The organism is Paraburkholderia sp. SARCC-3016, from assembly GCF_031119615.1.
Taxonomy (GTDB): Bacteria; Pseudomonadota; Gammaproteobacteria; order Burkholderiales; family Burkholderiaceae; genus Paraburkholderia.
The window spans coordinates 41,976-65,835 of the sequence record NZ_JAVHZD010000026.1 but is presented as its reverse complement, the minus strand read 5'-3'; the positions used below and the strand labels follow the sequence as shown (position 1 = coordinate 65,835).

Genomic DNA, 23,860 nt, shown 5'->3' with positions numbered 1-23,860 from the left:
CGCGCTCCTTATTGCAGATCGTCTTCGCGGCCGCGGCTGCGGAACGCATCGCGCGAACGCAGCGGGTCGCTGGCGCCGGCGGGCTGGCTTGCCGGTGTCGCGGACGCCGCGCCCGATGCGGCTTGCGGCGTCTGTTGACCTGCCTGTTGACCTGCTTGCTGGCCCGCTTGCTGATCTGCCTGTTGCCCCTGAAATTGCGGGACCGCTTGCGGGGTCGGCGGGGTCACGATGACCGTACCCGGCGACGTTTGCGCGCCCGGTGCGCCTGCTGCCTGCGCCGTCGAACCCGCACCGCCTGCCGAGGCCGCATTCGCAGCCGCCGCGGCGCGCTGGTTGTCGGCGACGAGCTTGTCGAGCGGCAGATACAGCACGTTATTGCCGGCCTTGCTGTCGACGAACACCTTCGTCGTGTTCGAGTAGATGTACTGCATCGTGTCGAGATACATCCGTTCGCGAATCACCGCGGGCGCCTTCGAGTACTGTGCATAGACTTCCTTGAAGCGTTCCGCATCGCCTTGCGCCTGCGCGACGACGCGATCGCTGTAGCTCTTCGCCTCGTCGATAAGATTCGCGGCTTGCGCCTCGGCACGCGGCAGCAGGTCGTTTGCGTAAGCCTGCGCATCGCGCCTGGCGCGCTCGCGGTCCTGACGCGCCTTCGCTTCGTCTTCGAAGGCCGGTTGCACTTGCTCGGGCACCTGTGCGCTCTGGATCGTCACGCCGGTCACGGCGAGACCGGTTTTGAATTCGTCGAGCGAATGCTGGATCGCGTCGGTCAGTTGTTGACGGATGGCTTCGCGGTCCTGATAAAGCACATCGCTCGTGCTGCGCGAACCGACGATCTGGCGAATCGCGGCCTGCGCGGCCTGCGCGACGCTCTGTTCCGGGTCGACGCTGCGAAACAGATAGTCGACCGGCTTGCGAATCTGGAACTGCACGGCAAAGCGCACGTCGACGATATCGGCGTCGTGCGTGAGCATCGATGCGTCCTTCACGTTCGCTAGCCGCACCACATTGCTGCGGCCGACTTCGACCGAATGGATCTGCCCGACGTTGACGATTTCGCTCGACTCGAACGGATACGGCAAGCGCCAGTGCACGCCCTGTTCGACCGTGCCGCGATACTTGCCGAATTGCAGCACGACGCCCGCCTGCCCTTCCTGGACGACGAACACGCCGCTGCCGAGATAGATGGCGATCAGCACGCCGATGACGATGCCCACGCCGATGCGCGCGCTGCGGCCGTTGTCGGGACGGCGGTCGCCGCCGCCCTTGCGGCCGAAGAAGCGCGACAGGCGCCGGTTGAAATCGCGCCACATTTCGTCGAGGTCCGGCGGGCCATCACCGCCTTTGCCGTTCTGCGGGCGCTTCGAATCGTTCGAACGTTGCCGGTCGCCATTGCCGCCATTGCCGTTGCCGTCTCCCCGGCCCCAGCGCGGGTCGTTCAGCGACATCATGGCGCGCAGACGCAGCCAGGTACTCCGTGGGTTGTATTGGTTCACCTGTGTTCGTTCACCAGAGTAGACAGCGGGTCGATGCAATTCTGAAAAAGGCCAATCTCATGCGGGAAGTCCGTCGCAGCTCAACGCGTCGAGCCCGCTTATGGTTCACTGCGGGGTCACAGCGCGAGTCCGTCCGGCGGTCAACGGGCGCGACATCAATGTCCGTGCTCGGTGACCCCACGGTGCGCGCGATGGTCTTCGTGCTCTTCGTGAAATTCTTCGTGGTCTTCGTGGCGATCGACGTGCAATGCTTCAGGCCGGGGACGCTGGTCGGGCGCCCGTTCGTCCGGCACTCCTTCGTCTTGCATCCCGTGGTGTTGCATCCCTTCATCTTGCGCCCAGACGTCAGCACCAGAAAGATGTTCAGCAGTGGCGATTTCGGCGATGGCAGCGCGCAATGCGTCGAGCCCCTGCCCCGTGCGCGCGCTCAAAAAGACGCGCGAAATATTACCATACTCATCCCGCTCGACCGCCTCGCCGCGGGCCGCGAGTTCAGGCACCGCGTCGATCTTGTTGAACACCAGCACCTGCCGGATCGTGTCCGCACCGATGCCGGCAAGCACCTCGTTCACCTGATCGATCTGGTCGAGGCGCACGGCGCTCGACGCATCGACCACATGCAGCAACAGATCGGCGTGAATCGTTTCTTCGAGCGTCGCACGGAACGCGGCCACCAGTTGGTGCGGCAACTCACGAATGAAGCCGACCGTGTCGGATACGACGACCTGTCCGACCTCGCCGCCGAGATACACGCGCCGCGAAGTGGTGTCGAGGGTCGCGAACAGCTGGTCTGCCGCGTAGGCCTGTGCTTTCGTCAGCGCGTTGAAAAGGGTCGACTTGCCCGCGTTCGTATAGCCGACGAGCGACACCGACATCGTACGATTGCGCGCGCGCGCACGGCGCTGCGTGCCGTGCTGGCGCCGCAAACGCTCGAGGCGCGACTTCAGCATCTTGATGCGATCGCCGATCAGGCGACGGTCGGTTTCGAGCTGGGACTCGCCGGGGCCGCGCAGGCCGATACCGCCCTTCTGACGCTCGAGGTGAGTCCACGCGCGCACGAGGCGCGTCGACAGATATTGCAGTTGCGCGAGCTCGACCTGCAGCTTGCCTTCGTGGCTGCGGGCCCGCTGCGCGAAGATGTCGAGAATCAGGCTCGTGCGATCGACGACTCGCCTGTTAAGCAAGCGCTCCAGATTGCGCTGCTGCGCCGGCGACAGCGCGTGATTGAAGATGACGAGATCGATGCCGTTCGCCTCGCATGCGACGCGCAATTCTTCCGCCTTGCCGCTGCCGACGAAAAGCGCGGCATCCGGACTTGAACGGCGGCCCGTCAGCGTGAAGGCGGGATGGGCGCCCGCGCTTTGTGCGAGCAGGCTGAGTTCTTCGAGGCTGGCGACGAAGTCGATCTTGCCGAAATCGATGCCGACGAGTGCTGCGTTGGTCAAATTGGCGGGTGTCAAAGTGGAAGCGGCCGCAGAGGGCGCTGTTGAAGCGGCCGGTGCGCAACGCCGTCAGGCGGCATGCGTCGACCGGCCGCGACGAGGTTTAGGACGATTCGGAATCCGGGTGGAAATTCACCGGACGCGCGGGCACGACCGTCGAGATAGCGTGCTTGTAAACCATCTGGGTAACCGTGTTACGGAGCAACACAACGTACTGGTCGAACGATTCGATGTTCCCTTGAAGCTTGATGCCGTTCACCAGATAGATCGAGACCGGCACGTGCTCTTTACGCAGCGCGTTCAAAAACGGGTCTTGTAACAATTGCCCTTTGTTGCTCATAGCAAACTCCGTGTTTTTTTGCAGGTTGACTTAATTGACGACGAAGAAAAAGAAATCCGCCGTCAATCGCTACACTATAGCCGATTTTCCTTTATGCGCGCTTTGCCCGGCAATTCAGGGCAAAGCTGCCAAACCCAACGTGCACGGGGCTCTCAGCCTTTGTCCGCATAAGGGTTCGTCGACGATCGGAACTCTATTCGCAATGGAGTCCCAGTCAGCGCGAAAGTTTCCCTGAAGCGGTTTTCGAGGTAGCGCTTATAGGTGTCCGTCACTGCATCGAGCGCATTGCCGTGAATGACGATGATCGGCGGGTTTTGTCCTCCCTGGTGCGCGTAGCGCAGCTTCGGACGCACCCGCCCCTTGCGGCGCGGCTGCTGGAATTCGACGGCGTCGATCAGCGCGCGCGTGAGCTTCGGCGTCGGCAGCTTCGCCATCGCGGCTGCATATGCGGCATCGACCGAGCGCATCAACGGGCCAATGCCGGTCTTTTCCGCAGCTGAAATGAAATGGAACTTCGCGAAGTCGAGAAATTTTAGCTTGCGCTGCAAGTCGGCTTTTGTGCGCTCACGCACGTGCGCATCGAGCCCGTCCCATTTGTTCACGCCGACCACGAGCGCGCGCCCCTGCTCGACGACAAAGCCGGCGATATGCGCGTCCTGATCCGAAATATCCTGCTGCGCATCGAGCAGCAGGATGACGACGTTCGCATCGGAGATCGACTGCAGCGTCTTCACGACCGAAAATTTTTCGATCGCCTCGAACACCTTGCCGCGGCGGCGCAAGCCCGCCGTGTCGATCAGCGTGTACTTTTTCCCCTTACGTTCGAAGTCGACGTAGATCGAGTCGCGCGTCGTGCCGGGCATATCGAACGCGATCACGCGCTCCTCGCCGATCAGCGTGTTGACGAGCGTCGACTTGCCGACGTTCGGGCGCCCGACAATCGCAATCTTCACGCCGTGCTGCGCTTTTTCTTCTTCGGATTCTTCCGGTTGGTCCGCATAAGCGACGTCGAGCGCTTCGCCGATCATTTCGGCGACGCCGTCGCCGTGCGCGGCCGAAATCGCGCGCGGGTCGCCGAGACCGAGTTCGTAAAAATCGGCGGCGACCATGCTGTACTTCATCCCTTCGGCCTTGTTGATCACGAGGAAGACCGGCCGGCCCGTCTTGCGCAGATAGTCGGCAATCGATTTGTCCTGCGGCGCAAGGCCGTTGCGGCCGTCGACGATGAACACGATGATGTCCGATTCCTCGACCGCCTGGCGCGTCTGGCGCGCCATCTGGTAAAGGATGCCCTCTTTCGCGACCGGCTCGAAACCGCCCGTGTCGACGACGAGATACGGCCGCTCGCCGGCGACGCGCCCTTCGCCGTAGTGGCGGTCGCGCGTGAGCCCGGGCAGGTCCGCGACGAGCGCGTCGCGCGAGCGCGTGAGACGGTTGAAAAGCGTGGATTTCCCCACATTGGGGCGCCCGACGAGGGCAATAACGGGTTTCATCTGATGTTGTTCACTGTGAGGCGCGGGCTTGCCGATTACGGTCGTTCAGCGCCAGTGTGGCGACGCGGCCGATCAGGCCCGCGGGATCGCGGCTTTGCGCGGTCCGCGCAACGATTGGGCGGCATTCAGTCGCCGCTATTTCATTTGTCGCAAATTAGCACGAATTCGGCTCGCTCCGGATGCGGGGACGGCGTGGGCGTACAGGGCCACGGGTGCCGCTCGCGCCGGTGCAACACACGCTGGCGAAGACGTGGTGCGTTGGCGCGCACAGTGCGCGCATGTCGCCGGGAGGACATGCGCACCTGCACCTGATCGAGCCAGAGACGAGCCGGCGCCCGGCGTGGCGATGCTGACAGTCGTTCAACACCGCTCGGTTAAGCCTCTCGGTTAAGCCGCTCGGTTCAGCCGCACGGCCGGCTACCGCACCCTTGACGCCTTCTGGCGGTAGACCGGGTTGCGCCGCTTCCCCGCCGTCATATCGCTCGGATGACATCCGTGCCACGGCGCAAGACGGTGCGCTCGGCGACGGCAGCCCGCTGATTGCGCCGCCACCGCCACCACCACGTGCTTAGCGCGGCCGGAACCCATACAGATCGCCGTCGTGCGTCTGCACGACGAGCGTATCGCCTGCCAGCACCGGCGCCGCGGTGATTTCGCTGCCATCGGTTTTCATGCGCGCAACGAAGGAGCCGTCATCGCGCGACAGGAAATGCACGAAACCCTTGTAGTCGCCGACCACCGCCGCGTGGCCGAGCAGCGTAGGCACGCTGACGTCGCGGCTCTTCAATTGTTCGTTGCGCCACAACTGCTTGCCGGTCGTCGCATCGAACGCGGTCACGATCGACCAGTCATCGCCGCCGACGACCACCTGCTCGTCCTGCGCAATACCGCTCGTGCTCGAAAACGGCTTTTCCCACAGCGCGCGGCCCGAGTTCGCATCGAAGCAGCCGAGTTGGCCCTGGAATGTCACCGCGCAGGTTTCGGCGCCGACGAGCGTCGGCGGCCCGGTCACGTCGTTGATGCGCTCGACTTCGGTCACGCCCTTCGGATACGAGACCGGCGTTTGCCAGTATGCATCGCCGTTCTGCAGATTGATCGCCGCGAACTGGCCGCCCGGGAAGCCGGCGAGCACCGCCGCGTCGCCGGCGAACGTCATGCCGGCGGTCACGCGCAGGTTCAGCGGCACGGCGCGGTTGCGGAACACCCAGCGCTGTTCGCCCGTCTGCCCGTTGAACGCGATGATCTGCCCATCGATCGTGCGCACGATCACGAGACCGTTGCCGACAAGCGGCGGCGACAGGATTTCGCCCTGCACCGAGCCTCTCCACAGCAGCTTGCCGTCGGGCCCGAGCACGTCCACCGCACCCTTCAGCCCGCCGACCGCCGTCAGATTGCCGTCGGTGCCGACGCCTGCAGACAGATCGTCCTTCAGTTTCACGCGCCAGATATCGTTGCCGGTCTTTGCATCGATCTTCGCGACCGAGCCGTTTGCGCCCGCCGCATAGACGGCGTCGCCGACCGCGACCGGCGCGAACATATAGCGGCCCGCCTTGCCGACGCTCGCCTTCCACGTCTGCTGCACGTCGAGCTGGGGCTTGAATTCGGTCAGCGGCGTCGGCACGCGGCGCTCGTCTTTCGACGACGAGCACGCGGCCATCGTGAGCACCGCGAGCGTGCAGGCGACGGGCACGGCGTAACGTTTCAGCAGATTCATCGGTGAACGAAGCATGTCTGGTTTATTCATTGAAGTGAAGGCGGGACGCGGCGCAGATGCATCGGCAGCCGATGACGTTAACCGCCCAGCGCGTCGAGCTTGAACTGAATCAGCTGACGCGTCGAAGTATCGTTTTTCGGCAGCGCATCGAGCGCGACCTTGTAGGCCGCGCGTGCGTCGTCGCGCTTGCCTTGCGCGGCAAGCAGGTCGCCGCGGCTGTCGGCTACAACACCTTTGAAAGCGTCCGATTCCGGTTGCTCGAGCAGCGCGAGCCCCGCGTCGTACGACTTTTCGTCGAGCAGCAGCGAAGCGAGCCGCAACTTCGCGATCTGCTTGAATTCGGGATCTTTCGCATGATCCGCCGCCCACTGCAGCTGCGCCTTCGCGCCGGGCTCGTCGCCGGCCTGATACAGCGCCTTGGCTGCGGCAAGCGCGGACATCTGAGCATAAGCGGTGCCGCTGAACTTGTCTTCCATATCGGTGGCGATGCGCGTGACGGTTGCCTTGTCGACCTTGTCGCCAGCCGCGGTCGCCTGCTGCAGCCGGTCGTACAGCACCGCCGCTTCACCAGCCTGATGGCGCTGCCAGTAGTTCCAGCCGTTCCAGGCCGCTGCCGCGACGACCGCCACCAGCAGAACCCACGTGGTCGCGTTACCCCAACGCTCCCACCATGCCTTCACGCTTTCTAATGTTTCCTGTTCGTCGTGGTAACTCATCGCGAAGCGATTCCTTCCCTATTGATGCTTTATCCGTTTTCAAATGTTTTCAACTGTTTTGCGCGCGAAAAGCGGCGAAAAACGCTGAAATCAGTCGGCGTCGTCGTCAGAGGACGCAACCATCGCATTGATTAGAAATTCGGTCAAGTCTTCCGCCGGGACCGTCTGCTGTTCGCTTTTTGCGGCGGCCGCGCCGACCTCGCGCAGCGGCTTCACGCCGACCGTGCCGTTTGCAATTTCGTCGTCGCCGAGAATGACCGCGTAGGCCGCACCGCTCGCGTCGGCGCGCTTCATCTGCGATTTGAAGCTGGACGGCGCGCCGTCCGCACTGCAGTGCAGGATCACGTCGAGCCCCGTGTCGCGCAGCCGCTCGGCGATGATAAACGCCTGGTCGCGCGCGGCGTCGCCCTGATGCACCACGTAGACGTCGCAGCCCTCGTCCTCCGGCACCAGTTGCTCTTCCTTCAGCAATTCGAGAATGCGCTCCACGCCCATCGCCCAGCCGCACGCCGCCGTCGGCTTGCCGCCGAGCTGCTCGATCAGCGGATCGTAACGGCCGCCGGCGGCAACCGTGCCTTGCGCGCCAAGCTTGTCGGTAATCCATTCGAACACGGTCAGATTGTAATAATCGAGACCGCGCACGAGCCGCGGATTGATCGTGAACGGGATGTTGTTCGCCTTCAGGATGCGCTGCAGACCTTCGAAGTGCGCAAGCGATTCGGCGCCGAGGAAGTCGATCAGCTTCGGCGCATTGCGTGCGATGTCCTGCAGCGCCGGGTTCTTCGTGTCCAGCACGCGCAGCGGGTTCGTGTAGAGACGGCGCTTTGCGTCTTCGTCGAGCACGTCCTGGTGCTGTTCGAGGTACGCAATGAGCTCGACGCGGTGCGCCGCACGCTCCTGCGCAAGACCGAGCGAATTGATTTCGAGCTTGATGCCGGTCAGACCGAGGTCATCCCACAGACGCTGGCACATCAGGATGATTTCCGCGTCCGCGTCCGGGCCCGCAAAGCCGAGCGCCTCGACACCGACCTGGTGAAACTGACGATAGCGCCCGCGCTGCGGCCGCTCGTGACGGAACATCGGCCCGACGTACCACAGGCGTTTCGGCCCGTCGTACAGCAGGTTGTGCTCGATCGCCGAACGCACGACCGCCGCCGTGTTTTCAGGGCGCAGCGTCAGATTCTCGCCGTTCAGCGCGTCGGTGAAGCTGTACATTTCCTTCTCGACGATATCGGTCACCTCGCCGATACCGCGCGTGAACAACTGCGTATGCTCGACGATCGGCGTACGAATATTCTGGTATCCGTAAGAACGGAGCATCGACTTGACGGTCGATTCGAAAAATTCCCACAGCTGGGCGTCCTGCGGCAGCACATCGTTCATGCCCTTCACGCCGGACAGCTTTTCGAGCTTTTTCTTCTGTTCAGTCATCTGAATTTCGATTGCGGATATTTAGCTGAGCGCTTCGGCGCGGCCGTAGCGGCGCTCGACGTAGTCGCTCACGATTTGCTGGAACTCTTCGGCGATGCGCTCGCCGCGCAGCGTCTTCACCTTTTCGCCGTCGATAAACACCGGCGCAGCCGGGTTCTCGCCCGAACCGGGCAGGCTGATGCCGATATTCGCCTGCTTCGATTCCCCCGGCCCGTTGACGATGCAGCCCATCACCGCGACGTGCATCTTTTCGACGCCCGGGTACTGATCGCGCCACACGGGCATTTGCTGACGCAGATACGTCTGAATTTGCGAGGCGAGCTCCTGGAACAGCGTGCTCGTCGTGCGGCCGCAACCGGGGCACGCGATCACCATCGGCGTGAACGAGCGCAGGCCCATCGTCTGCAGGATTTCCTGGCCGACGACGACTTCACCGGTACGCGATGCGCCCGGTTCGGGCGTCAGCGAAATGCGGATCGTGTCGCCGATACCCTGCTGCAGCAGCACGGAGAGCGCCGCCGTCGACGCGACGATCCCCTTCGACCCCATGCCGGCTTCGGTCAGCCCAAGGTGCAGCGCGAACTGGCAACGGCGCGCAAGCTCGCGATAGACGGCGATCAGGTCCTGCACGCCGCTCACCTTGCACGACAGGATGATCTTGTTGCGCGCGAGCCCGAGTTCGACCGCGCGCTCGGCCGAGCCGATCGCCGACTGGATCAGCGCCTCGTACATCACGCTTTGCGCTTCCCACGGTTCCGCGCGCGCCGCGTTTTCATCCATCATCTTCGCGAGCAGATCCTGGTCGAGACTGCCCCAGTTCACGCCGATGCGCACAGGCTTGTCGTATTTGATGGCCGCCTCGATCATCTGGGCGAATTGCGTATCGCGCTTGGCGCCCTGGCCGACGTTGCCCGGGTTGATGCGGTACTTCGACAGCGATTCGGCGCATGCCGGGTGGTCGCGCAGCAACAGGTGACCGTTGTAGTGGAAGTCGCCGACGAGCGGCACCGAGACGCCCATGCGGTCCAGCTGCTCGCGGATGGCCGGCACCGCTGCCGCGGCTTCCGCCGTGTTCACCGTGATGCGCACGAGTTCCGAGCCTGCCTGCGCAAGCTCCTTGATCTGGATCGCGGTGCCGATCGCGTCTGCCGTATCGGTGTTGGTCATCGACTGCACGCGCACGGGCGCGTCGCCGCCGATCGTGACGAGGTTGCCGCCCCAACGGACGTCGACCGCGTTCGATGCGCGGCGCGGCGCGTGGCCGCCGAAAATCGGCTCGGACGAACAAATTTGACTGGTGGTGGATTGCATGGGATCGGAGTGCATCGATAAACCCGCCATTGAAGGCTGCGCCTTGAAGTATGTCTTTGAAGCCGGCTCTGCTACCGCAATTTGCCGCAGTCTGGCGCTGAAGCCTTCTGCAGCGAGCCGGCTATTGAAATCTGCTGTTGGAACCCGCTATGAACCATCTTTTGAGCAGTGCGGCCCTCGGTGACTCGCGTGGGTCGCGTGCTCATGTCGCGCTCGTGCCATATAACCATGCCGTACGCATTGGTCCGCAAGCGCGGCGCCGGTTCGCTTCACCGATTCCTTCACCCATTCGCTGCCACCTGCGTGTTGCGATGAGCGGCGCAAGCGAAGCACGGCGGACACACCGTCCGCCGCGCCGCGTCATCAGGGCAATGCGAAGCGTGCCACATTCCCCTTCGCCGATGCATATTTGGCCGGATCGACGGGCTGACCGTCGAGCGTCATCGAATCGAGGCCGGCCTTGTTGCCGACCGTCACCCTGAACGGCGGCTCACCGCTCACTTCCTTGCTGTCGCCCGCGTGCACGAGGCCCGAGAACACTTCCTTGCCGTCCTTCTGACGGATGCTGAACCAGCTGTCTTGCGTCACCTTGATTGCGACCGTCGATCCACCCGCAAGGGCGGCCTGCGCCGTGCTCGCCGATGCCGAGTTCGCAGCTGCCCCGGTGCCCGTCGCCGCGCTAGCCTGCACGGCCGCGTTGGCGGTCGCCGCAGCCGGATTCGCCGAATTCGCCGCGACGTTCGGCGCAGCCGCGGCCGGCTGCGTCTGCTGTGCCTCGGACTGCGACGCCGATTGCGCAACGACTGCCGTCTGCGCGTCCGATGCTTCGGCGTTATCGGCCGGCTGCGCCGTCGTGGAACCCTGCGCCACATTGGCCGCCGCACCGCTCGCCGCGCTCGTCGAGCCGGCGCCGCTAGCCGTCGCCTTCAGGCGCGCGAGCCATGCGCTCGAGTCCCCGCCGTTCGTGTGCCACATCGCCAGCGCAATCAGCGCGACGACGACCGCCGCGACGCCCCACAGCCACGAACGGCGCCGCGGCGCGTTGCTGCCAAGTGACAGAGAGACCTTGCCGCGCGGCAAGTCGGCACCCGCCGATGCCGGCATCGTCAGATCCGGCGCCGGCACGCCGCGTTCGCGGCGCAGCGCCTGCGTGTAAGGTGCCGGATCGGCGCCGAGCATTTTCGCGTAGCTACGCACGACCCCGAGCGCGAAGGTCGTATCGGGCAAATGGCTCAAATCGCCTGCCTCGAGCGCGCGCAATTTGGTGACGGATACTTTCAGGCGCGCGGACACATCTTCGATGGACCAACCTTTCGATTCGCGCAACTGAGCAAGACGCGCCCCCACCGATGCAAGCGACTCGTTACCCGCCTGCGCGGCCGGCTGCAGCGCAGCAGGTGCGGCGACCGGCGCCGGACGCCCGGCATGTCTATCGGTGTCGTGCGGTTGCGGGTGCTGCGGCTCACTCATCCCAAATCCTTTCGCGTCGATTCTTCTTGTGCGATCCGCCCGTGCCGGAGGCTCGAGCCGCAATCGCAGACCGTTTATAACAAAATGTGCGACCCTATGTGCAGCTTTTCCATGCGCCGCTCGCGCGCCCGAACCGGCGCTGCGCCCGGCCCGGCGCGGCTACACTGCGCGAACCTCGATTACTTTCGCCGCCTTCCCCGTACGTTCAGCAAGCCGCGTGCGATCCTTGATCGCACCAGCCAGCTGGCCGCAGGCGGCATCGATGTCGTCGCCTCGCGTTTTGCGCACTGTCGTGACGACCCCTGCGTCGATCAGCACGTGCGCGAACCGTTTGATCTGCTCCTGTTTCGAGCGGACAAGCCCGGACTCCGGGAACGGATTAAACGGAATCAGATTGAATTTGCACGGAACGTTGCGCGTCACTGCGAGCAGTTCGCGCGCCTGCGCTTCGCTATCGTTCACGCCGTCCAGCATGCAATATTCGAAAGTAATGAAGTCTCGCGGCGCGACTTTCAGATACCGCTCGCACGCGGCCATCAGTTCACGCAGCGGATACTTTTTGTTGAGCGGCACGAGCATGTCGCGCAGATCGTCGGTGGGCGCGTGCAGCGACACGGCGAGCGCGACGGGCAGATCGGCGCCGAGCCGGTCCATCATCGGCACGACGCCGGACGTGGACAGCGTGACGCGCCGGCGCGACAGGCCGTAGGCGTTATCGTCGAGCATCAGCCGCATGGCCGGCACGACCGCGTCGTAGTTCAGCAGCGGCTCGCCCATGCCCATCATCACGACGTTCGTGACGACACGCTCGCCCTTGCCGTCGCCGCCCGTTGCACGACCACCGGCGACACCGAGCGACGCGCGCAGCGCGAATTCGGCCATGCGCAACTGGCCGATGATCTCGCCGGTACTCAGATTGCGCGAGAAACCCTGCTTGCCGGTCGAGCAGAAACGGCAGTTGACCGCGCATCCGGCCTGCGACGACACGCACAGCGTACCGCGCCCTTCCTCGGGAATGAATACGGTTTCGACCGCATTGCTATTGCCGACGTCGATGAGCCACTTTCGAGTGCCGTCGGCGGAAACATGGTCGCTGACGATGCCGGGCATCGTGATCGATGCGCGGCTCTTCAGCTTTTCGCGCAGCGACTTCGCGAGATCGGTCATGCCGTCGAAGTCCGCCGCGTTGTACTGGTGAATCCAGCGCTGCAATTGCTTGGCGCGAAACGGCTTCTCGCCGAGGCTGCCGCAGTATGCGACGAGCCCTTCGGCGTCGAGATCGAGAAGGTTGACGGTGGGACTGCTCGTCATATCGAATCCTGCCATTTCAGTGCGAGACTGCGTTCATCCAGCAAACAACATGAACGCATTGCCTTTCGCGCCCGCTCCTGCATTATTCCTACACTATCGCGGCTTAGCGCGAGTAGACATTGACTTCCGGGAAGAAAAACGCGATTTCGACGCGCGCCGTTTCGGCGGCATCGGAACCGTGCACTGCGTTCGCGTCGATGCTGTCGGCGAAATCCGCACGGATCGTGCCCTTGTCGGCCTTCTTCGGGTCCGTCGCGCCCATCAGTTCGCGGTTCTTCAGGATGGCGTTTTCGCCTTCGAGCACCTGCACGACGACCGGGCCCGAAATCATGAATTCGACGAGGTCCTTGAAGAAAGGACGCTCACGGTGCACGGCATAGAACTTCTCTGCGTCGGCACGCGACAGTTGCACCATCCGCGACGCAACGATCTTCAGGCCCGCGTTTTCGAAACGCGTGTAGATCTGACCAATCACGTTCTTGGCCACAGCGTCCGGCTTGATAATCGACAGAGTGCGTTCGATCGCCATAAAAACTCCAAAAAATTAAGAAGTTACAAATTCAAATGAATCCGCTATTGTAGCATGTTCCAGTGTATGATTGCGATTGAACCCTTACACATTGAAAGAATCGAAGCAGAATGCAGCAGAACACCCGCCGCGCTTTACAGAATCCAAGGAAAGGCCTCGCGTTTGAGGTTGCAATCGACGCGAAGCGCATTGAAACTCCTGTGCGCCGTGCTTATCTTAGGATGGGTGGGTCGAGTGACCGGCGGCAAATCCGCTCGCCGGCACCGTAGAACAGATAGTGCAACCACCGGGTAACACTGCGTCTTACGCAAGGAGAAACCATGAACGAATCCCCCTATAACTTTGGCCGCGGCGGCGTCGTCACCTCGGCCGAAACACGCAACCGCGTACTGCGCAACACCTACTGGCTGCTCGCGCTGTCGATGGTGCCGACGGTGCTGGGCGCGTGGGTGGGCGTCGTCACGGGCTTCTCCCTGTTCGCCGCCACCAGCCCCGCGATGAGCATGCTGGCGTTCTTCGCGATCGCGTTCGGCTTCATGTTCGCGATCCAGAAGACGAAAGACAGCGCAGTGGGTGTGTTCGTGCTGCTAGGCTTCACGTTCTTCATGGGCCTGATGCTGTCGCGTCTGCTGAGCTTCATTCTCGGCTTCTCGAACGGCCCGTCGCTGATCATGCTCGCGTTCGGTGGCACCGGTGTGATCTTCGCCGCGATGGCGACGGTCGCCACGGTCAGCAAGCGCGATTTCTCCGGCCTCGGCAAGTGGCTCTTCGTCGGCGTGATCGTGCTGCTGCTCGCGATGGTCGCGAATCTGTTCCTGCAACTGCCGGCGCTGATGCTCACCATTTCGGTGCTCGCCATCGTGATTTTTTCGGCATATATGCTGTTCGACGTGCAGCGCGTCGTGAACGGCGGTGAAACGAACTACATCACGGCAACGCTCGCGATTTACCTCGACCTGTACAACGTGTTCGTCAATCTGCTTGCGCTGCTCGGCATCTTCGGCGGCAACCGCAACTGACCTCATGAAAACGAGGCCGGCCGCAAGCGTGTCCTTGTAGCATTCGCCGGCTTCAGTTGGAAAAACGCCCGTGACATATCGTCACGGGCGTTTTGTTTTCAGCGCTGGATTTTTTGTCGAACCGCCCTGACGCGCAATCAGAACGAAACTAAAGCGTCAGCCAGTCGAAACCGCTGTCCTGCGACGCGACCACGACGTCCGTTGCCGCGGCGTTCATCACGCCGGCCATTGCAGCCTGCGCCAGTTCCGGCAGATTATTCTGCTGACTCAAATGGGCCGCGACCAGATGACGCAACCGCGACCGGTCGAGCGAAGCAAGTATCGCAGCGGCTGCGTCATTGTTCAGATGACCGTGGTTGCCGCCGATGCGCGCTTTCAGCGACGCGGGATAACGGCTCGTCGCGAGCATGCCGAGGTCGTGGTTGCATTCGAGCACGAGCGCGTCGCAGCCGCTTAGCACCGCGTTGATATGCGGCGTCGACGTGCCGACATCGGTTAGTACGCCGAGCCGCGACGCGCCGTCCGAGAACACGTATTGCAACGGTTCGCGGGCGTCATGCGGCACCGTATAAGGCAGCACGCCAAGATCGCCGACCGCGACCGCTTCGTCGCCCCACAGCACGCGCAAATCGACGTCCGCTTCATCGGCGCCTACCGCGCGGGCCGTGCCCCAGCTCATATACAACGGAACCGACCACCGACGGGCGAGCGTCAGCGCGCTGCCGATATGGTCGCTGTGTTCGTGGGTGATGAGAATGGCGGCGAACGGCGCAGCATCGAGACCGATGCGCGCGAGCCGCCGTTCGACTTCTTTCGCCGAGAAACCGCAATCGAGCAGCACGCGTGTGGTCGTCGTTCCGCTTTGGGCTTCGACGACCAGTGCATTGCCTTCGCTGCCGCTTCCCAGACTGGCGAACCGCACGGCCGCGTTAGTTCAGCTGTGCATGCAGCAGCGACACGATGCGCTGCGCGTCCGACGACGTATCGATCTGCCCGTTCGAGTCGACCACGGCGACCTGCGTCATGGTGTCGCTGGTCGGACGGACATTGACGAGGTACTCGGGACTTTTCGATTTCTTCGGATCACTGGTGAAGAGCTTGCCGAAGAGCCCCTCGCGCTTCACTTCCTGCAAGGAGTCGGCATAGCGAACGTAATAAATACCCTTCTCGCGATCGCGATTGTCGACCGTGAAGTTGGTGCGGTCGAGCGCAAGTCCGACGCGCAGCCACGCCCGGTCGAATGATTCAGGCAGGTCCAGCGTGGTTTCGCCGGCCAGTTTGGCGCTCGCCGCCGCCGGGCGCGCGTCGGTGATCAGTTGCTTCGACTGCGCGTCGGTCAGGCCGAACTTCTGCATCAACTTCGACAGGAAGGCCGCTTCGAGCGCGGGATCGCGCGGACGTTCGACCCATTTCGACGACGTCTTGTCCATGCCCGTCAGCACTTCTTCCATCGAACTGTGCGTGATCGAGATATCGGTTGCGCCGGTCGCGTCGCGCGAAACGAGCGTGCGGAAGCTGTCGCGCGTGCCCGACGAATACGCGAAATCGATCACGCGGCCGATCGTGCGGCGGAACCAGTCGTCGGGGATGTTCGCGCGGTTTTCGGCCCAGTCCGTGGTCATGATGCCGGTGGACGGCGCGTTCGTTTTCAGCGAAAAGCCGTTCTCGGTCCAGAACTCCTGCAGTTGCGGCCACAACTGGTCGGGCGTGCGGCCGTCGACGACGAGCCAGCGGCGATCGCCGTCGCGCTCGATGTGCATGCCGAGCGGATCCTGCGCGGTCGGCACACCCTCGGTCAGGTTGCCGGCTTCGGTCTTCGCGCGCTGCGGCGCGCCGCCAAGCGCGGTGCCGACCGGCGGCGCCTCATAGCGCTGGTCGATCTGCGCGGCCGTCAAATCGTTCGGCACGGCGAGCGGCGGCGCCGTCGGCGTGTCCTTGTAATTGACCCTGTCCGTTGCGAGCACGTCGTTCAGCGTGTCGCAACCAGCAAGCGCGGAGACCGCAAGCGCCAGCGCGATGGCGCGCGTTGCGTGGATGTAGAGGGCGGAACGTTTCATGTGGTCCTTCGTGACGCTGGAACGCGTGCCAGGTTCGGATCCCGAACGAGGCGTGATCGTTATGGTTAAACAAAGCGCCGGTGCGGCCGGTCACGCGAGCATGCGCATTGCGCGGCATGGCTTGCGATACGGTCCGTTCTAGCCCGGCAGTCCCGCTTCGCGCATCGCCGTGCGCACCGCCTCGTGGTAGCGCGCATCGAGCGGCGTAAGAGGCAAACGGATGCCGCCTTCCATGCGGCCCATTTGCTGCAGTACCCATTTCACCGGAATCGGGTTCGACTCGATAAAAAGGTTCTTATGCAGCGACAGAAGTTTCAGATGAATCTCCCGCGCTGTTTTCGCATCGGCGGCGAGCGCCGCTGCGCACAACTGCGCCATCGCGCGCGGCGCGACGTTCGCCGTGACCGAAATATTGCCGTGGCCGCCGAGCAGCATCAGCGCGATCGCAGTCGGGTCGTCGCCGCTGTAAATGCCGAAGTGCCGCGGCGCCGCCTTGATCAGGTGTGCGGCGCGATCGATATTGCCCGTCGCTTCCTTCACGCCGACGATGCCCGGCACCTGTGCAAGACGCAGAATCGTCTCGTTAGACATGTCGGCAACGGTGCGGCCGGGCACATTGTAAAGGATCACCGGCAGCTCGACGGTTTCCGCAATTTTCGCGAAATGGCGATAGATGCCTTCCTGCGTCGGCTTGTTGTAGTACGGCACGACCTGCAGCGTCGCATCGGCGCCGACTTCCTTCGCCTGCGCGGAGAGTTCGATCGCTTCGGCGGTCGAATTGCCGCCCGCGCCGGCGATGACCGGAATGCGGCCGGCCGCATGCTCGACCGCGGTCTTCACCATCAGGATGTGCTCTTCAACCGACAGCGTGGCCGACTCGCCGCTCGTACCAACCACGACGAGACCGCTCGTGCCCTCTTCGATATGCCAGTCGATCAGTTTTCGGAACGCCGGCAGATCGAGACTGCCGTCTTCGTGCATGGGAGTGACGATGGCAGGAATGCTGCCGCGAATCCAAATACTGTCGTTGCGCGCGCCGTGCGTGCTGCCGGCGCCGCCCTGGGTCTCGTATGCCATTGAACTCGATGAATTTACTGAATAAAGCGGAATTGTAGCGGATTAACCGGCCAAATCGTAACGCGGGGGAACCAGCAATCCGGGTGGAAAAGCAACACTTTCCGCATCGCCTCGCTGCTTCCCGCACGTTTCCTTGACCGCGCAGATGCGCTGGATGAACGCGGGCCGCGGTCCGGCCAGGAAACCGTCCTGAAACGCGATCACGCGAAGCTGTCCGCGCACCGCGTCGAGCAGTTCGCCCGATTTGAGCAGGAAAGCGGGGTTCGATGGCTTGCCGACCGACTCGTTTCCCTGCGCGAAGGTTTCGTAGATCAGCACGCCGCCTGGCGCCAAAGCGCGCAGCAGCTGCGGGAAAAGCGGCCGATGCAGATAATTCGTCACGACGACCGCCGCGAATGCCGCATCGGCGGCAAGCGGCCATGCAGCGTTTTCGATGTCAGCGGCAACGGTGGCGATATTGGGTTCGTCGCGCATCGTCGCGAGTGCGGCGACGTCGCGATCGATCGCGGTCACCGGATGCCCGTGCGCGGCAAACCAGCGCGCATGCCGCCCCGCGCCCGACGCAACGTCGAGAACCGCGCCGCCCGGCGCGACCAGATGCGTCCAGCGACGCACCCAGCGGGATGGCTCGCCGAGCCCGTGCGGCGTCGGCGCAGATGCCGCCCCCGACGCCCCCGCGCCTGAAGTTTCGTCGTTCGATCCGCTCATGCGAGCCCCGCCCGCGAGGAACACGCGCGCATCAGTTGTACGACAGCCCCATCGCTTCGCGCACGTCGCGCATCGTCTCGGTCGCGAAACGGCGCGCCTTGTCGCAACCGTCGGCGACGATGGCACGCAACAGCGACGGATCGTCCATGTACTTCTGCGCGCGCTCGAGCATCGGCTGCTGCTCGCGCAGAATGCCTTCGATAACGGGCTGCTTGCACTCGAGGCAACCGATGCCGGCCGAACGGCAGCCCTTTTGCACCCATTCGTGCGTCGCCTCATCGGTATAGACCTGATGCAGCTGCCACACCGGGCACTTGTCGGGATCGCCCGGGTCGGTGCGGCGCACGCGCGCCGGATCGGTCGGCATCGTGCGCACTTTCTTCGTGATCGTCTCGGCGTCTTCACGCAAGCCGATCGTGTTGCCGTACGACTTCGACATCTTCTGCCCATCGAGACCAGGCATGCGCGACGCCTCGGTCAACATCGCCTGCGGCTCGACGAGAATGATCTTGCGCGAGCCTTCGAGGTAGCCGAACAGCCGCTCGCGATCGCTCATGGAAAGACTCTGCGACTCCTGCAGCATCGCGCGCGCTTTTTCGAGCGCTTCGTCATCGCCTTCCCGCTGATACGAATTGCGCAGCTCGTGGTACAGCTTCGCGCGCTTGCCGCCGAGCTTCTTCGCGGCTTCCAGCGCCTTTTCCTCGAAGCCCGGTTCGCGGCCGTACAGGTAGTTGAAGCGCCGCGCGATTTCGCGCGTCATTTCGACGTGCGGCACCTGGTCTTCGCCGACCGGCACGAGCGAACCGCGATAAAGCAGAATGTCGGCCGCCATCAGCACCGGATAGCCAAGGAAACCGTAAGTGGACAGGTCCTTGTCTTTCAGCTTCTCCATCTGCTCCTTGTACGTCGGCACGCGTTCGAGCCAGCCGAGCGGCGTGCTCATGCCAAGCAGCAGCGCCAGTTCCGCATGCTCGGGCACGCGGCTCTGGATAAACAGCGTGGCCTGCGCCGGGTCGATGCCCGAAGCGAGCCAGTCGATCAGCACTTCCCAGACGTTCTTTTCGATCACCTCGGGCGTTTCATAGTGCGTCGTCAGCGCGTGCCAGTCGACGACGCAGAAGAAACACGGGTACTCGGACTGCAGCCGCACCCAGTTTTTCAGTACGCCGTGGTAGTGGCCGAGATGCAGCGAGCCCGTGGGTCGCATGCCGGAGAAAATTCGGTCTGGGTACATGGTCTGATCAAAGAAGCGAGACGAGAGGGGTCAGGATGGCGGTCACGGCATCGTAGCCGAGACCGACGAGCGGCCGCAGCCAGAATTTCGTCAGCGTGCCGGTCAGCACGAGCGCCATCACGATGAAAAAGCCGTACGGCTCGATGCGCGACAGCGCGATCGACGGACGCGGCGGCAACAGCGCGGCCAGCACGCGGCCGCCGTCGAGCGGCGGTAGCGGAAACAGGTTCAATACGCCGAGCACGAGATTGATGCCGACGCCGGCCGATGCCATCCGTGTGAAAAATGGTTCTTCGATATTCATCGCGGCGAGCGCGACGCCGAATACGCCCCACACGAGCGCCTGAATGAAATTGCACAGCGGTCCGGCAAGCGCGACCCACAGCGAGCCCCAGCGCGGATTGCGCAGATTGCCGAATGCGACCGGCACCGGCTTCGCGTAGCCGAACATGAACGCGCCGCTCGTCGCGAAATACAGCAGCAGCGGGATCGCGATCGTGCCGAGCGGATCGATATGACGCATCGGGTTAAACGAAACACGGCCAAGCACATAGGCGGTGTTGTCGCCGAGCATGCGCGCAACGTAACCGTGGGCGGCCTCATGCAGCGTGATCGCGAACACGACCGGCAGCGCATAGACGACGATTGTTTGTATCAGGGAAGATTCCATAGCGCGGCTATTGTAACAACGCGGCCCGCCGCGTCTGTCCGGTTTGCGTGATCACGTTCGAAATATCGCCGTGGTCGCCGCAGTTGGTCGTTGCCGTTGGTCCCGTTGCCGTTGGTCCTCGTTGTTGTCGCCGCTGTCGTCACGCAAAGGTCGGCCGTTCGCTAGGCCGGCTGTTCGAGGCCGAACGGCGCGAGACTGCCGCGGCCGGCCCGCACGAGCACCGGCTCGTCGCCCGTCAGGTCGATCACCGTCGACGGTTCGCACGCACACGGGCCGCCGTCTATCACGAGGTCGACCTGTTTTTCGAGGCGCGCGCGGATCTCTTCCGGATCGTTGAGCGGCCGCGTCTCGCCCGGCATGATCAGCGTCGTGCCGAGCAGCGGCTGGCCGAGCTCCTCGAGTAACGCGAGCGTGATCGCGTGATCGGGCACGCGCAGCCCGATCGTCTTGCGGGACGGATGCGACAGGCGCCGCGGCACTTCCCTGGTCGCCTCGAGCACGAACACATACGGGCCCGGGGTCACGGATTTGATGAGCCGATACTGGCGGTTGTCGACCATCGCGAAGCTCGCGAGCTCGGACAGGTCGCGCACGAGCAATGCGAGCAGCGCCTTGTCGTCGAGCCCACGGATGCGCCGCAGACGCTCGGCCGCCTGCTTGTCGTCGAGCCGGCACGCGAGCGCGTAGCTCGAATCGGTCGGCAGCGCGACCAGACCGCCGCCGCAGACGATCTGCGCGGCCTGCTTGATGAGGCGCGGTTGCGGATTGTCAGGATGGATCCGGAAGTATTGGGACATGATGACGGCGGTTCGGTGGGCGGAAGTACCGATGGATCCACGCACGGTGCGTGCCCATGCGGCGCGCGCGTCACAACCAGCGTTCCCAGACCGGCTTCAGGTCGGACGGCAGCGGCGGCAGGCTGCCGAGCTCGACGCGGCCCTCGCCGGCCGCGTGGAAATCCGAGCCGCGCGACGCCTCGAAACCGAAGCGGCGCGCGACGTCCGCATATTCGCGGTACTGGTCCGGCGTATGGCTGCCCGTGACCACTTCGATCGCCTTGCCGCCGAGATCGATGAATTCGCCGAAGAGCGCATCGAATTCGAGCGGCGTGTAGTCGTAACGCCCTGGATGCGCGATGATCGCCTCGCCGCCGGCAAGCTGAATCCACTTCACCGCGTCCGCGAGCTTAGACCAGCGATGCGCGACGTAACCGGGCTTGCCGTCCGCGAGGTAGCGATCGAACGCGTCCTGCGTCGACTTGCAATGCCCGTTTTCGACGAGACAGCGCGCGAAGTGCGTACGCGAAATCATGTCCGCATTCGACGCGAGCTTCAGTGCGGCTTCGTACGTGCCCGGAATACCGAGTGCGTCCAGTTGCTCGCTCATCGCCTCGGCGCGCGCCTGGCGGCCGTTGCGCGTGCGCTCGAGGCCCTCGACGAGCGCCTCGCACGCCGGATCGATATTGAGGCCGACGATATGCACGGTGCGCGCCGCCCACGTCACGGAAATCTCGACGCCGCACAGATAATCCATGCCCAGTTCCTGCGCCGTGCTGCGCGCTTCGACCTGACCGCCGACCTCGTCGTGGTCGGTCAGCGCCCAGAGGGTCACACCGTGCTCATGCGCGCGGCGCGCCACGTCGACAGGCGCGAATGCGCCATCGGAGATGGTGGAATGGCAATGCAGATCGGCGTTCACAACGGCGCTCATGACTCTCGTGAAATCACTATCTTAAAAAGCTTGTCCGACCATTTTACTGCAATGCACTAAGCAGACGCAGAGGATTTGTGAACGTCGCGCCGTGCCCCGCTGAACGCGGCGAAGGACTGTCGAGCTCACGCCGAAGCGCGCTGCGCGCACGCGTCGAACATCGCTTTTTATGCGCAAAAAGTCATGCGCAGAATGCATCGACCAGCGCAGCGATCCGCTCGGGTTGATCGTGATGGACCATATGGCCGGCATCGTCGACGATAACTTCGCGCCAGTCCGCAAAGGCGCGAAAACGAGCCTTGAATTCGTCGCGCGGAATCTCGCCGGCGATGCTCGCGAGCGTCGGCGAGGCAAACGCTTCGACATGCAGCACTTTCGCGCTGACCTGCTCCCACACGGCCATCACCTCGTCGAGACGGTACAGCTGCGGGCTGCGGATCTTGTGCGCGGGATCGGCAAGCAACCTGTAACCGCCCTCGCCGTCCGGCTTCGACCAGTGCTGCGCGAGAAAGCGTGCGCGATCAGGCTCGAGGCGCGGATTGTTCGCGACGAGGCGCGCCGCTACGTCGTCGAGCGACGCATAGCGGCGCAGCCGCGGCGGCTCGCGCAGGTCGTCGAGCCAACCGCGCAGACGCCGCGGCGCCTGCGCGGCACGTGCGGGCGCGAGACCGAAGCCCTCGAGGTCGACGATGCGCCGCACGCGTTCGGGCCGCACACCCGCATACAGACACACCACGTTCGCGCCCATGCTGTGGCCGACGAGGTTCACCGCACCGGTCGGCGCATAGTGGTCGAGCAAGGCGTCGAGGTCCGCCAGGTATTCGTGAAACCAGTAGTGGCCGCCGCCGTTCGCCGCCACGGGCCAGTCCGACAGGCCGAAACCGCGCGCATCGGGCGCGATGACCTGCCATTTGTCGCCCACACTGTCGACCAGCGCTTCGACAACGAACTGGAACGACGCGGCAACGTCCATCCAGCCGTGCAGCATAAAGAGCGCCGGTGCGTCCGCGCGGCCCCAGCGGCGCACGTGCAAACGCACGCCGCGAACGGAGACGAAGTCTGAACGGGATTCGATCATCGTCGACCCTGGCAGAAAAAGAATGATCGTTCGATTATATTGAGATAGGCGACCTGCGTCTGCTTATCGTGATCGAGGGACGGTTCAGTTTCCGTCTGCGGGTTCCGTCGCCCCCGTCGATTCCGCCGATCCCGCCGGCTGCATCGCCGGCGGCGCATCGAGCCCTGCCAGCGCAGCCAGCTCGGCCTCATCGAAACCCGCGGCGCGGCGCGCGTCGAAATTGAACGGGCCGCGCAGCTTCGGCGCGCGATATTCGTCGGCGAGCCGCAGATACGTCCGATGCGGATCGAGCTGGGCGAGCTCGCACAGATACCGGAACCAGCGGTTGCCGACCAGCACATGGCCGATCTCGTCGCGCAGGATCACATCGAGAATCGCTGCCGACGCGTGATCGCCCGCTTGCTGCAGCCGTGCGCGGATCGGCGGCGACGCATCAAGGCCACGCGCCTCGAGCGTACGCGGCACGAGCGCCATCCGTGCGAGCACGTCGCCGCGCGTGCGATCGCACATCTCCCATAGCCCATCGTGTGCGGGAAAGTCGCCGTAGGCGTGGCCCAATTCCGCCAGACGCGCGCTCAACAGCGAAAAGTGGTGCGCTTCTTCCGATGCGACTTGCAGCCAGTCGACGTAGAACGCGGCCGGCATGCCCGCAAAACGCCAGACTGCGTCGAGCGCGAGGTTGATCGCGTTGAATTCGATATGTGCGAGCGCGTGCAGCAGCACTGCGCGCCCCTCTTCCGACTGCATGCTGCGCCGCCCGAGCCTGCGCGGCTCGACGAGTTCCGGGCGCGCCGGCCGCCCGGGCAAACCCGGTGGCTCCTCGAACCGGCGCTGCACGTCCCAGTGCGCGGTGCCGTCGGCCACGCGCGCAAGCAGTGTGCGCGCGGCCCGTGCCTTCGTGGCCGGATCGGCTTCACGCAGGATGTCGAGTGCTTCCGACCGCGCGCAGCGGATGCGGCTTGTCGAATCGGTGGTAACGGGAACGGCAGGACGCATTGCGATAGCGGGGCAAATGCACGGATCGAACGGCACGGATCGAGCGCGCCGGCCT

22 protein-coding genes are annotated in these 23,860 nt (G+C 63.9%); 1 reads left to right on the top strand and 21 read right to left on the bottom strand.

The window, feature by feature from the left end; genetic code table 11:
* Positions 1 to 8: 8 nt before the first annotated feature.
* The 11 genes from hflK to ndk all read right to left on the bottom strand — a co-directional run bounded on the left by hflK (position 9) and on the right by ndk (position 13,256).
* Complete coding sequence (gene hflK, locus QYH69_RS24660) at positions 9 to 1,499, bottom strand: FtsH protease activity modulator HflK (protein ID WP_308834350.1); 1,491 nt, start codon at positions 1,497 to 1,499, stop codon at positions 9 to 11.
* Between the two features lie 155 nt (positions 1,500 to 1,654).
* Positions 1,655 to 2,959 (bottom strand): GTPase HflX, encoded by a 1,305-nt coding sequence (gene hflX, locus QYH69_RS24655; RefSeq protein WP_308834349.1) that lies wholly within the window; start codon positions 2,957 to 2,959, stop codon positions 1,655 to 1,657.
* Between the two features lie 85 nt (positions 2,960 to 3,044).
* Complete coding sequence (hfq, locus tag QYH69_RS24650) at positions 3,045 to 3,281, bottom strand: RNA chaperone Hfq (protein ID WP_007580427.1); 237 nt, start codon at positions 3,279 to 3,281, stop codon at positions 3,045 to 3,047.
* A 152-nt stretch (positions 3,282 to 3,433) separates the two neighbouring features.
* Positions 3,434 to 4,774 carry a ribosome biogenesis GTPase Der gene (gene der / locus QYH69_RS24645; RefSeq protein ID WP_308834348.1) on the bottom strand — a complete coding sequence of 447 codons (1,341 nt, stop codon included), beginning with the start codon at positions 4,772 to 4,774 and terminating at the stop codon, positions 3,434 to 3,436.
* A gap of 568 nt (positions 4,775 to 5,342) precedes the next feature.
* Entirely contained in the window at positions 5,343 to 6,488 is a 1,146-nt protein-coding gene (bamB, locus tag QYH69_RS24640) for an outer membrane protein assembly factor BamB (protein ID WP_308834397.1), read from the bottom strand.
* Between the two features lie 77 nt (positions 6,489 to 6,565).
* Positions 6,566 to 7,204, bottom strand: a complete 639-nt coding sequence (locus tag QYH69_RS24635) for a tetratricopeptide repeat protein (RefSeq protein WP_308834347.1) — start codon at positions 7,202 to 7,204, stop codon at positions 6,566 to 6,568.
* 90 nt (positions 7,205 to 7,294) lie between these two features.
* Positions 7,295 to 8,635 (bottom strand): histidine--tRNA ligase, encoded by a 1,341-nt coding sequence (gene hisS, locus QYH69_RS24630; RefSeq protein ID WP_308834346.1) that lies wholly within the window; start codon positions 8,633 to 8,635, stop codon positions 7,295 to 7,297.
* Positions 8,636 to 8,656: 21 nt separating this feature from the next.
* A complete protein-coding gene (ispG, locus tag QYH69_RS24625) occupies positions 8,657 to 9,946 on the bottom strand; it encodes a flavodoxin-dependent (E)-4-hydroxy-3-methylbut-2-enyl-diphosphate synthase (RefSeq protein ID WP_374992488.1) in 1,290 nt (429 codons plus the stop codon).
* Between the two features lie 363 nt (positions 9,947 to 10,309).
* The gene (locus QYH69_RS24620; RefSeq protein ID WP_308834344.1) at positions 10,310 to 11,416 is read right to left on the bottom strand and encodes a helix-turn-helix domain-containing protein; all 1,107 of its coding nucleotides are present in this window, start codon (positions 11,414 to 11,416) and stop codon (positions 10,310 to 10,312) included.
* Positions 11,417 to 11,575: 159 nt separating this feature from the next.
* Complete coding sequence (gene rlmN / locus QYH69_RS24615; RefSeq protein WP_308834343.1) at positions 11,576 to 12,727, bottom strand: 23S rRNA (adenine(2503)-C(2))-methyltransferase RlmN; 1,152 nt, start codon at positions 12,725 to 12,727, stop codon at positions 11,576 to 11,578.
* Positions 12,728 to 12,830: 103 nt separating this feature from the next.
* A complete protein-coding gene (gene ndk, locus QYH69_RS24610; RefSeq protein WP_308834341.1) occupies positions 12,831 to 13,256 on the bottom strand; it encodes a nucleoside-diphosphate kinase in 426 nt (141 codons plus the stop codon).
* A 320-nt stretch (positions 13,257 to 13,576) separates the two neighbouring features.
* On the opposite strand from ndk, the gene QYH69_RS24605 reads away from it, so the two are divergent.
* Positions 13,577 to 14,275 carry a Bax inhibitor-1/YccA family protein gene (locus QYH69_RS24605; RefSeq protein WP_308834340.1) on the top strand — a complete coding sequence of 233 codons (699 nt, stop codon included), beginning with the start codon at positions 13,577 to 13,579 and terminating at the stop codon, positions 14,273 to 14,275.
* A 148-nt stretch (positions 14,276 to 14,423) separates the two neighbouring features.
* Here the strand turns inward: QYH69_RS24605 and QYH69_RS24600 are convergent, their stop codons facing one another.
* The 10 genes from QYH69_RS24600 to QYH69_RS24555 all read right to left on the bottom strand — a co-directional run bounded on the left by QYH69_RS24600 (position 14,424) and on the right by QYH69_RS24555 (position 23,805).
* The gene (locus QYH69_RS24600) at positions 14,424 to 15,197 is read right to left on the bottom strand and encodes an MBL fold metallo-hydrolase (RefSeq protein ID WP_308834339.1); all 774 of its coding nucleotides are present in this window, start codon (positions 15,195 to 15,197) and stop codon (positions 14,424 to 14,426) included.
* 7 nt (positions 15,198 to 15,204) lie between these two features.
* Positions 15,205 to 16,332 (bottom strand): outer membrane protein assembly factor BamC, encoded by a 1,128-nt coding sequence (bamC, locus tag QYH69_RS24595; RefSeq protein WP_075156786.1) that lies wholly within the window; start codon positions 16,330 to 16,332, stop codon positions 15,205 to 15,207.
* 138 nt (positions 16,333 to 16,470) lie between these two features.
* Positions 16,471 to 17,409, bottom strand: coding sequence for a 4-hydroxy-tetrahydrodipicolinate synthase (dapA, locus tag QYH69_RS24590; protein ID WP_308834338.1), 939 nt, complete (start codon positions 17,407 to 17,409; stop codon positions 16,471 to 16,473).
* 42 nt (positions 17,410 to 17,451) lie between these two features.
* Positions 17,452 to 18,117: a class I SAM-dependent methyltransferase gene (locus tag QYH69_RS24585; protein WP_308834337.1), complete on the bottom strand. Its 666-nt coding sequence runs from the start codon at positions 18,115 to 18,117 to the stop codon at positions 17,452 to 17,454.
* 31 nt (positions 18,118 to 18,148) lie between these two features.
* Positions 18,149 to 19,351 carry a tryptophan--tRNA ligase gene (locus QYH69_RS24580; RefSeq protein WP_308834336.1) on the bottom strand — a complete coding sequence of 401 codons (1,203 nt, stop codon included), beginning with the start codon at positions 19,349 to 19,351 and terminating at the stop codon, positions 18,149 to 18,151.
* Between the two features lie 7 nt (positions 19,352 to 19,358).
* The gene (locus QYH69_RS24575; RefSeq protein WP_308834335.1) at positions 19,359 to 20,021 is read right to left on the bottom strand and encodes a site-2 protease family protein; all 663 of its coding nucleotides are present in this window, start codon (positions 20,019 to 20,021) and stop codon (positions 19,359 to 19,361) included.
* A 161-nt stretch (positions 20,022 to 20,182) separates the two neighbouring features.
* Positions 20,183 to 20,818, bottom strand: coding sequence for an L-threonylcarbamoyladenylate synthase (locus QYH69_RS24570; RefSeq protein WP_308834334.1), 636 nt, complete (start codon positions 20,816 to 20,818; stop codon positions 20,183 to 20,185).
* Positions 20,819 to 20,888: 70 nt separating this feature from the next.
* A complete protein-coding gene (locus QYH69_RS24565) occupies positions 20,889 to 21,719 on the bottom strand; it encodes a 3',5'-nucleoside bisphosphate phosphatase (RefSeq protein ID WP_308834396.1) in 831 nt (276 codons plus the stop codon).
* Between the two features lie 193 nt (positions 21,720 to 21,912).
* A complete protein-coding gene (locus QYH69_RS24560) occupies positions 21,913 to 22,809 on the bottom strand; it encodes an alpha/beta hydrolase (protein WP_308834333.1) in 897 nt (298 codons plus the stop codon).
* A gap of 84 nt (positions 22,810 to 22,893) precedes the next feature.
* Positions 22,894 to 23,805: a ferritin-like domain-containing protein gene (locus QYH69_RS24555; protein ID WP_308834332.1), complete on the bottom strand. Its 912-nt coding sequence runs from the start codon at positions 23,803 to 23,805 to the stop codon at positions 22,894 to 22,896.
* Positions 23,806 to 23,860: the final 55 nt, after the last annotated feature.

Coding starts and splice junctions, on each gene's coding strand:
- hfq (WP_007580427.1), bottom strand. CDS start 3,281: ATGAGCAACAAAGGGCAATTGTTACAAGACCCGTTTTTGAACGCGCTG.
- der (WP_308834348.1), bottom strand. CDS start 4,774: ATGAAACCCGTTATTGCCCTCGTCGGGCGCCCCAATGTGGGGAAATCC.
- bamB (WP_308834397.1), bottom strand. CDS start 6,488: ATGAATCTGCTGAAACGTTACGCCGTGCCCGTCGCCTGCACGCTCGCG.
- QYH69_RS24635 (WP_308834347.1), bottom strand. CDS start 7,204: ATGAGTTACCACGACGAACAGGAAACATTAGAAAGCGTGAAGGCATGG.
- hisS (WP_308834346.1), bottom strand. CDS start 8,635: ATGACTGAACAGAAGAAAAAGCTCGAAAAGCTGTCCGGCGTGAAGGGC.
- ispG (WP_374992488.1), bottom strand. CDS start 9,946: ATGCAATCCACCACCAGTCAAATTTGTTCGTCCGAGCCGATTTTCGGC.
- QYH69_RS24620 (WP_308834344.1), bottom strand. CDS start 11,416: ATGAGTGAGCCGCAGCACCCGCAACCGCACGACACCGATAGACATGCC.
- rlmN (WP_308834343.1), bottom strand. CDS start 12,727: ATGACGAGCAGTCCCACCGTCAACCTTCTCGATCTCGACGCCGAAGGG.
- ndk (WP_308834341.1), bottom strand. CDS start 13,256: ATGGCGATCGAACGCACTCTGTCGATTATCAAGCCGGACGCTGTGGCC.
- QYH69_RS24605 (WP_308834340.1), top strand. CDS start 13,577: ATGAACGAATCCCCCTATAACTTTGGCCGCGGCGGCGTCGTCACCTCG.
- bamC (WP_075156786.1), bottom strand. CDS start 16,332: ATGAAACGTTCCGCCCTCTACATCCACGCAACGCGCGCCATCGCGCTG.
- dapA (WP_308834338.1), bottom strand. CDS start 17,409: ATGGCATACGAGACCCAGGGCGGCGCCGGCAGCACGCACGGCGCGCGC.
- QYH69_RS24585 (WP_308834337.1), bottom strand. CDS start 18,117: ATGAGCGGATCGAACGACGAAACTTCAGGCGCGGGGGCGTCGGGGGCG.
- QYH69_RS24580 (WP_308834336.1), bottom strand. CDS start 19,351: ATGTACCCAGACCGAATTTTCTCCGGCATGCGACCCACGGGCTCGCTG.
- QYH69_RS24575 (WP_308834335.1), bottom strand. CDS start 20,021: ATGGAATCTTCCCTGATACAAACAATCGTCGTCTATGCGCTGCCGGTC.
- QYH69_RS24570 (WP_308834334.1), bottom strand. CDS start 20,818: ATGTCCCAATACTTCCGGATCCATCCTGACAATCCGCAACCGCGCCTC.
- QYH69_RS24560 (WP_308834333.1), bottom strand. CDS start 22,809: ATGATCGAATCCCGTTCAGACTTCGTCTCCGTTCGCGGCGTGCGTTTG.
- QYH69_RS24555 (WP_308834332.1), bottom strand. CDS start 23,805: ATGCGTCCTGCCGTTCCCGTTACCACCGATTCGACAAGCCGCATCCGC.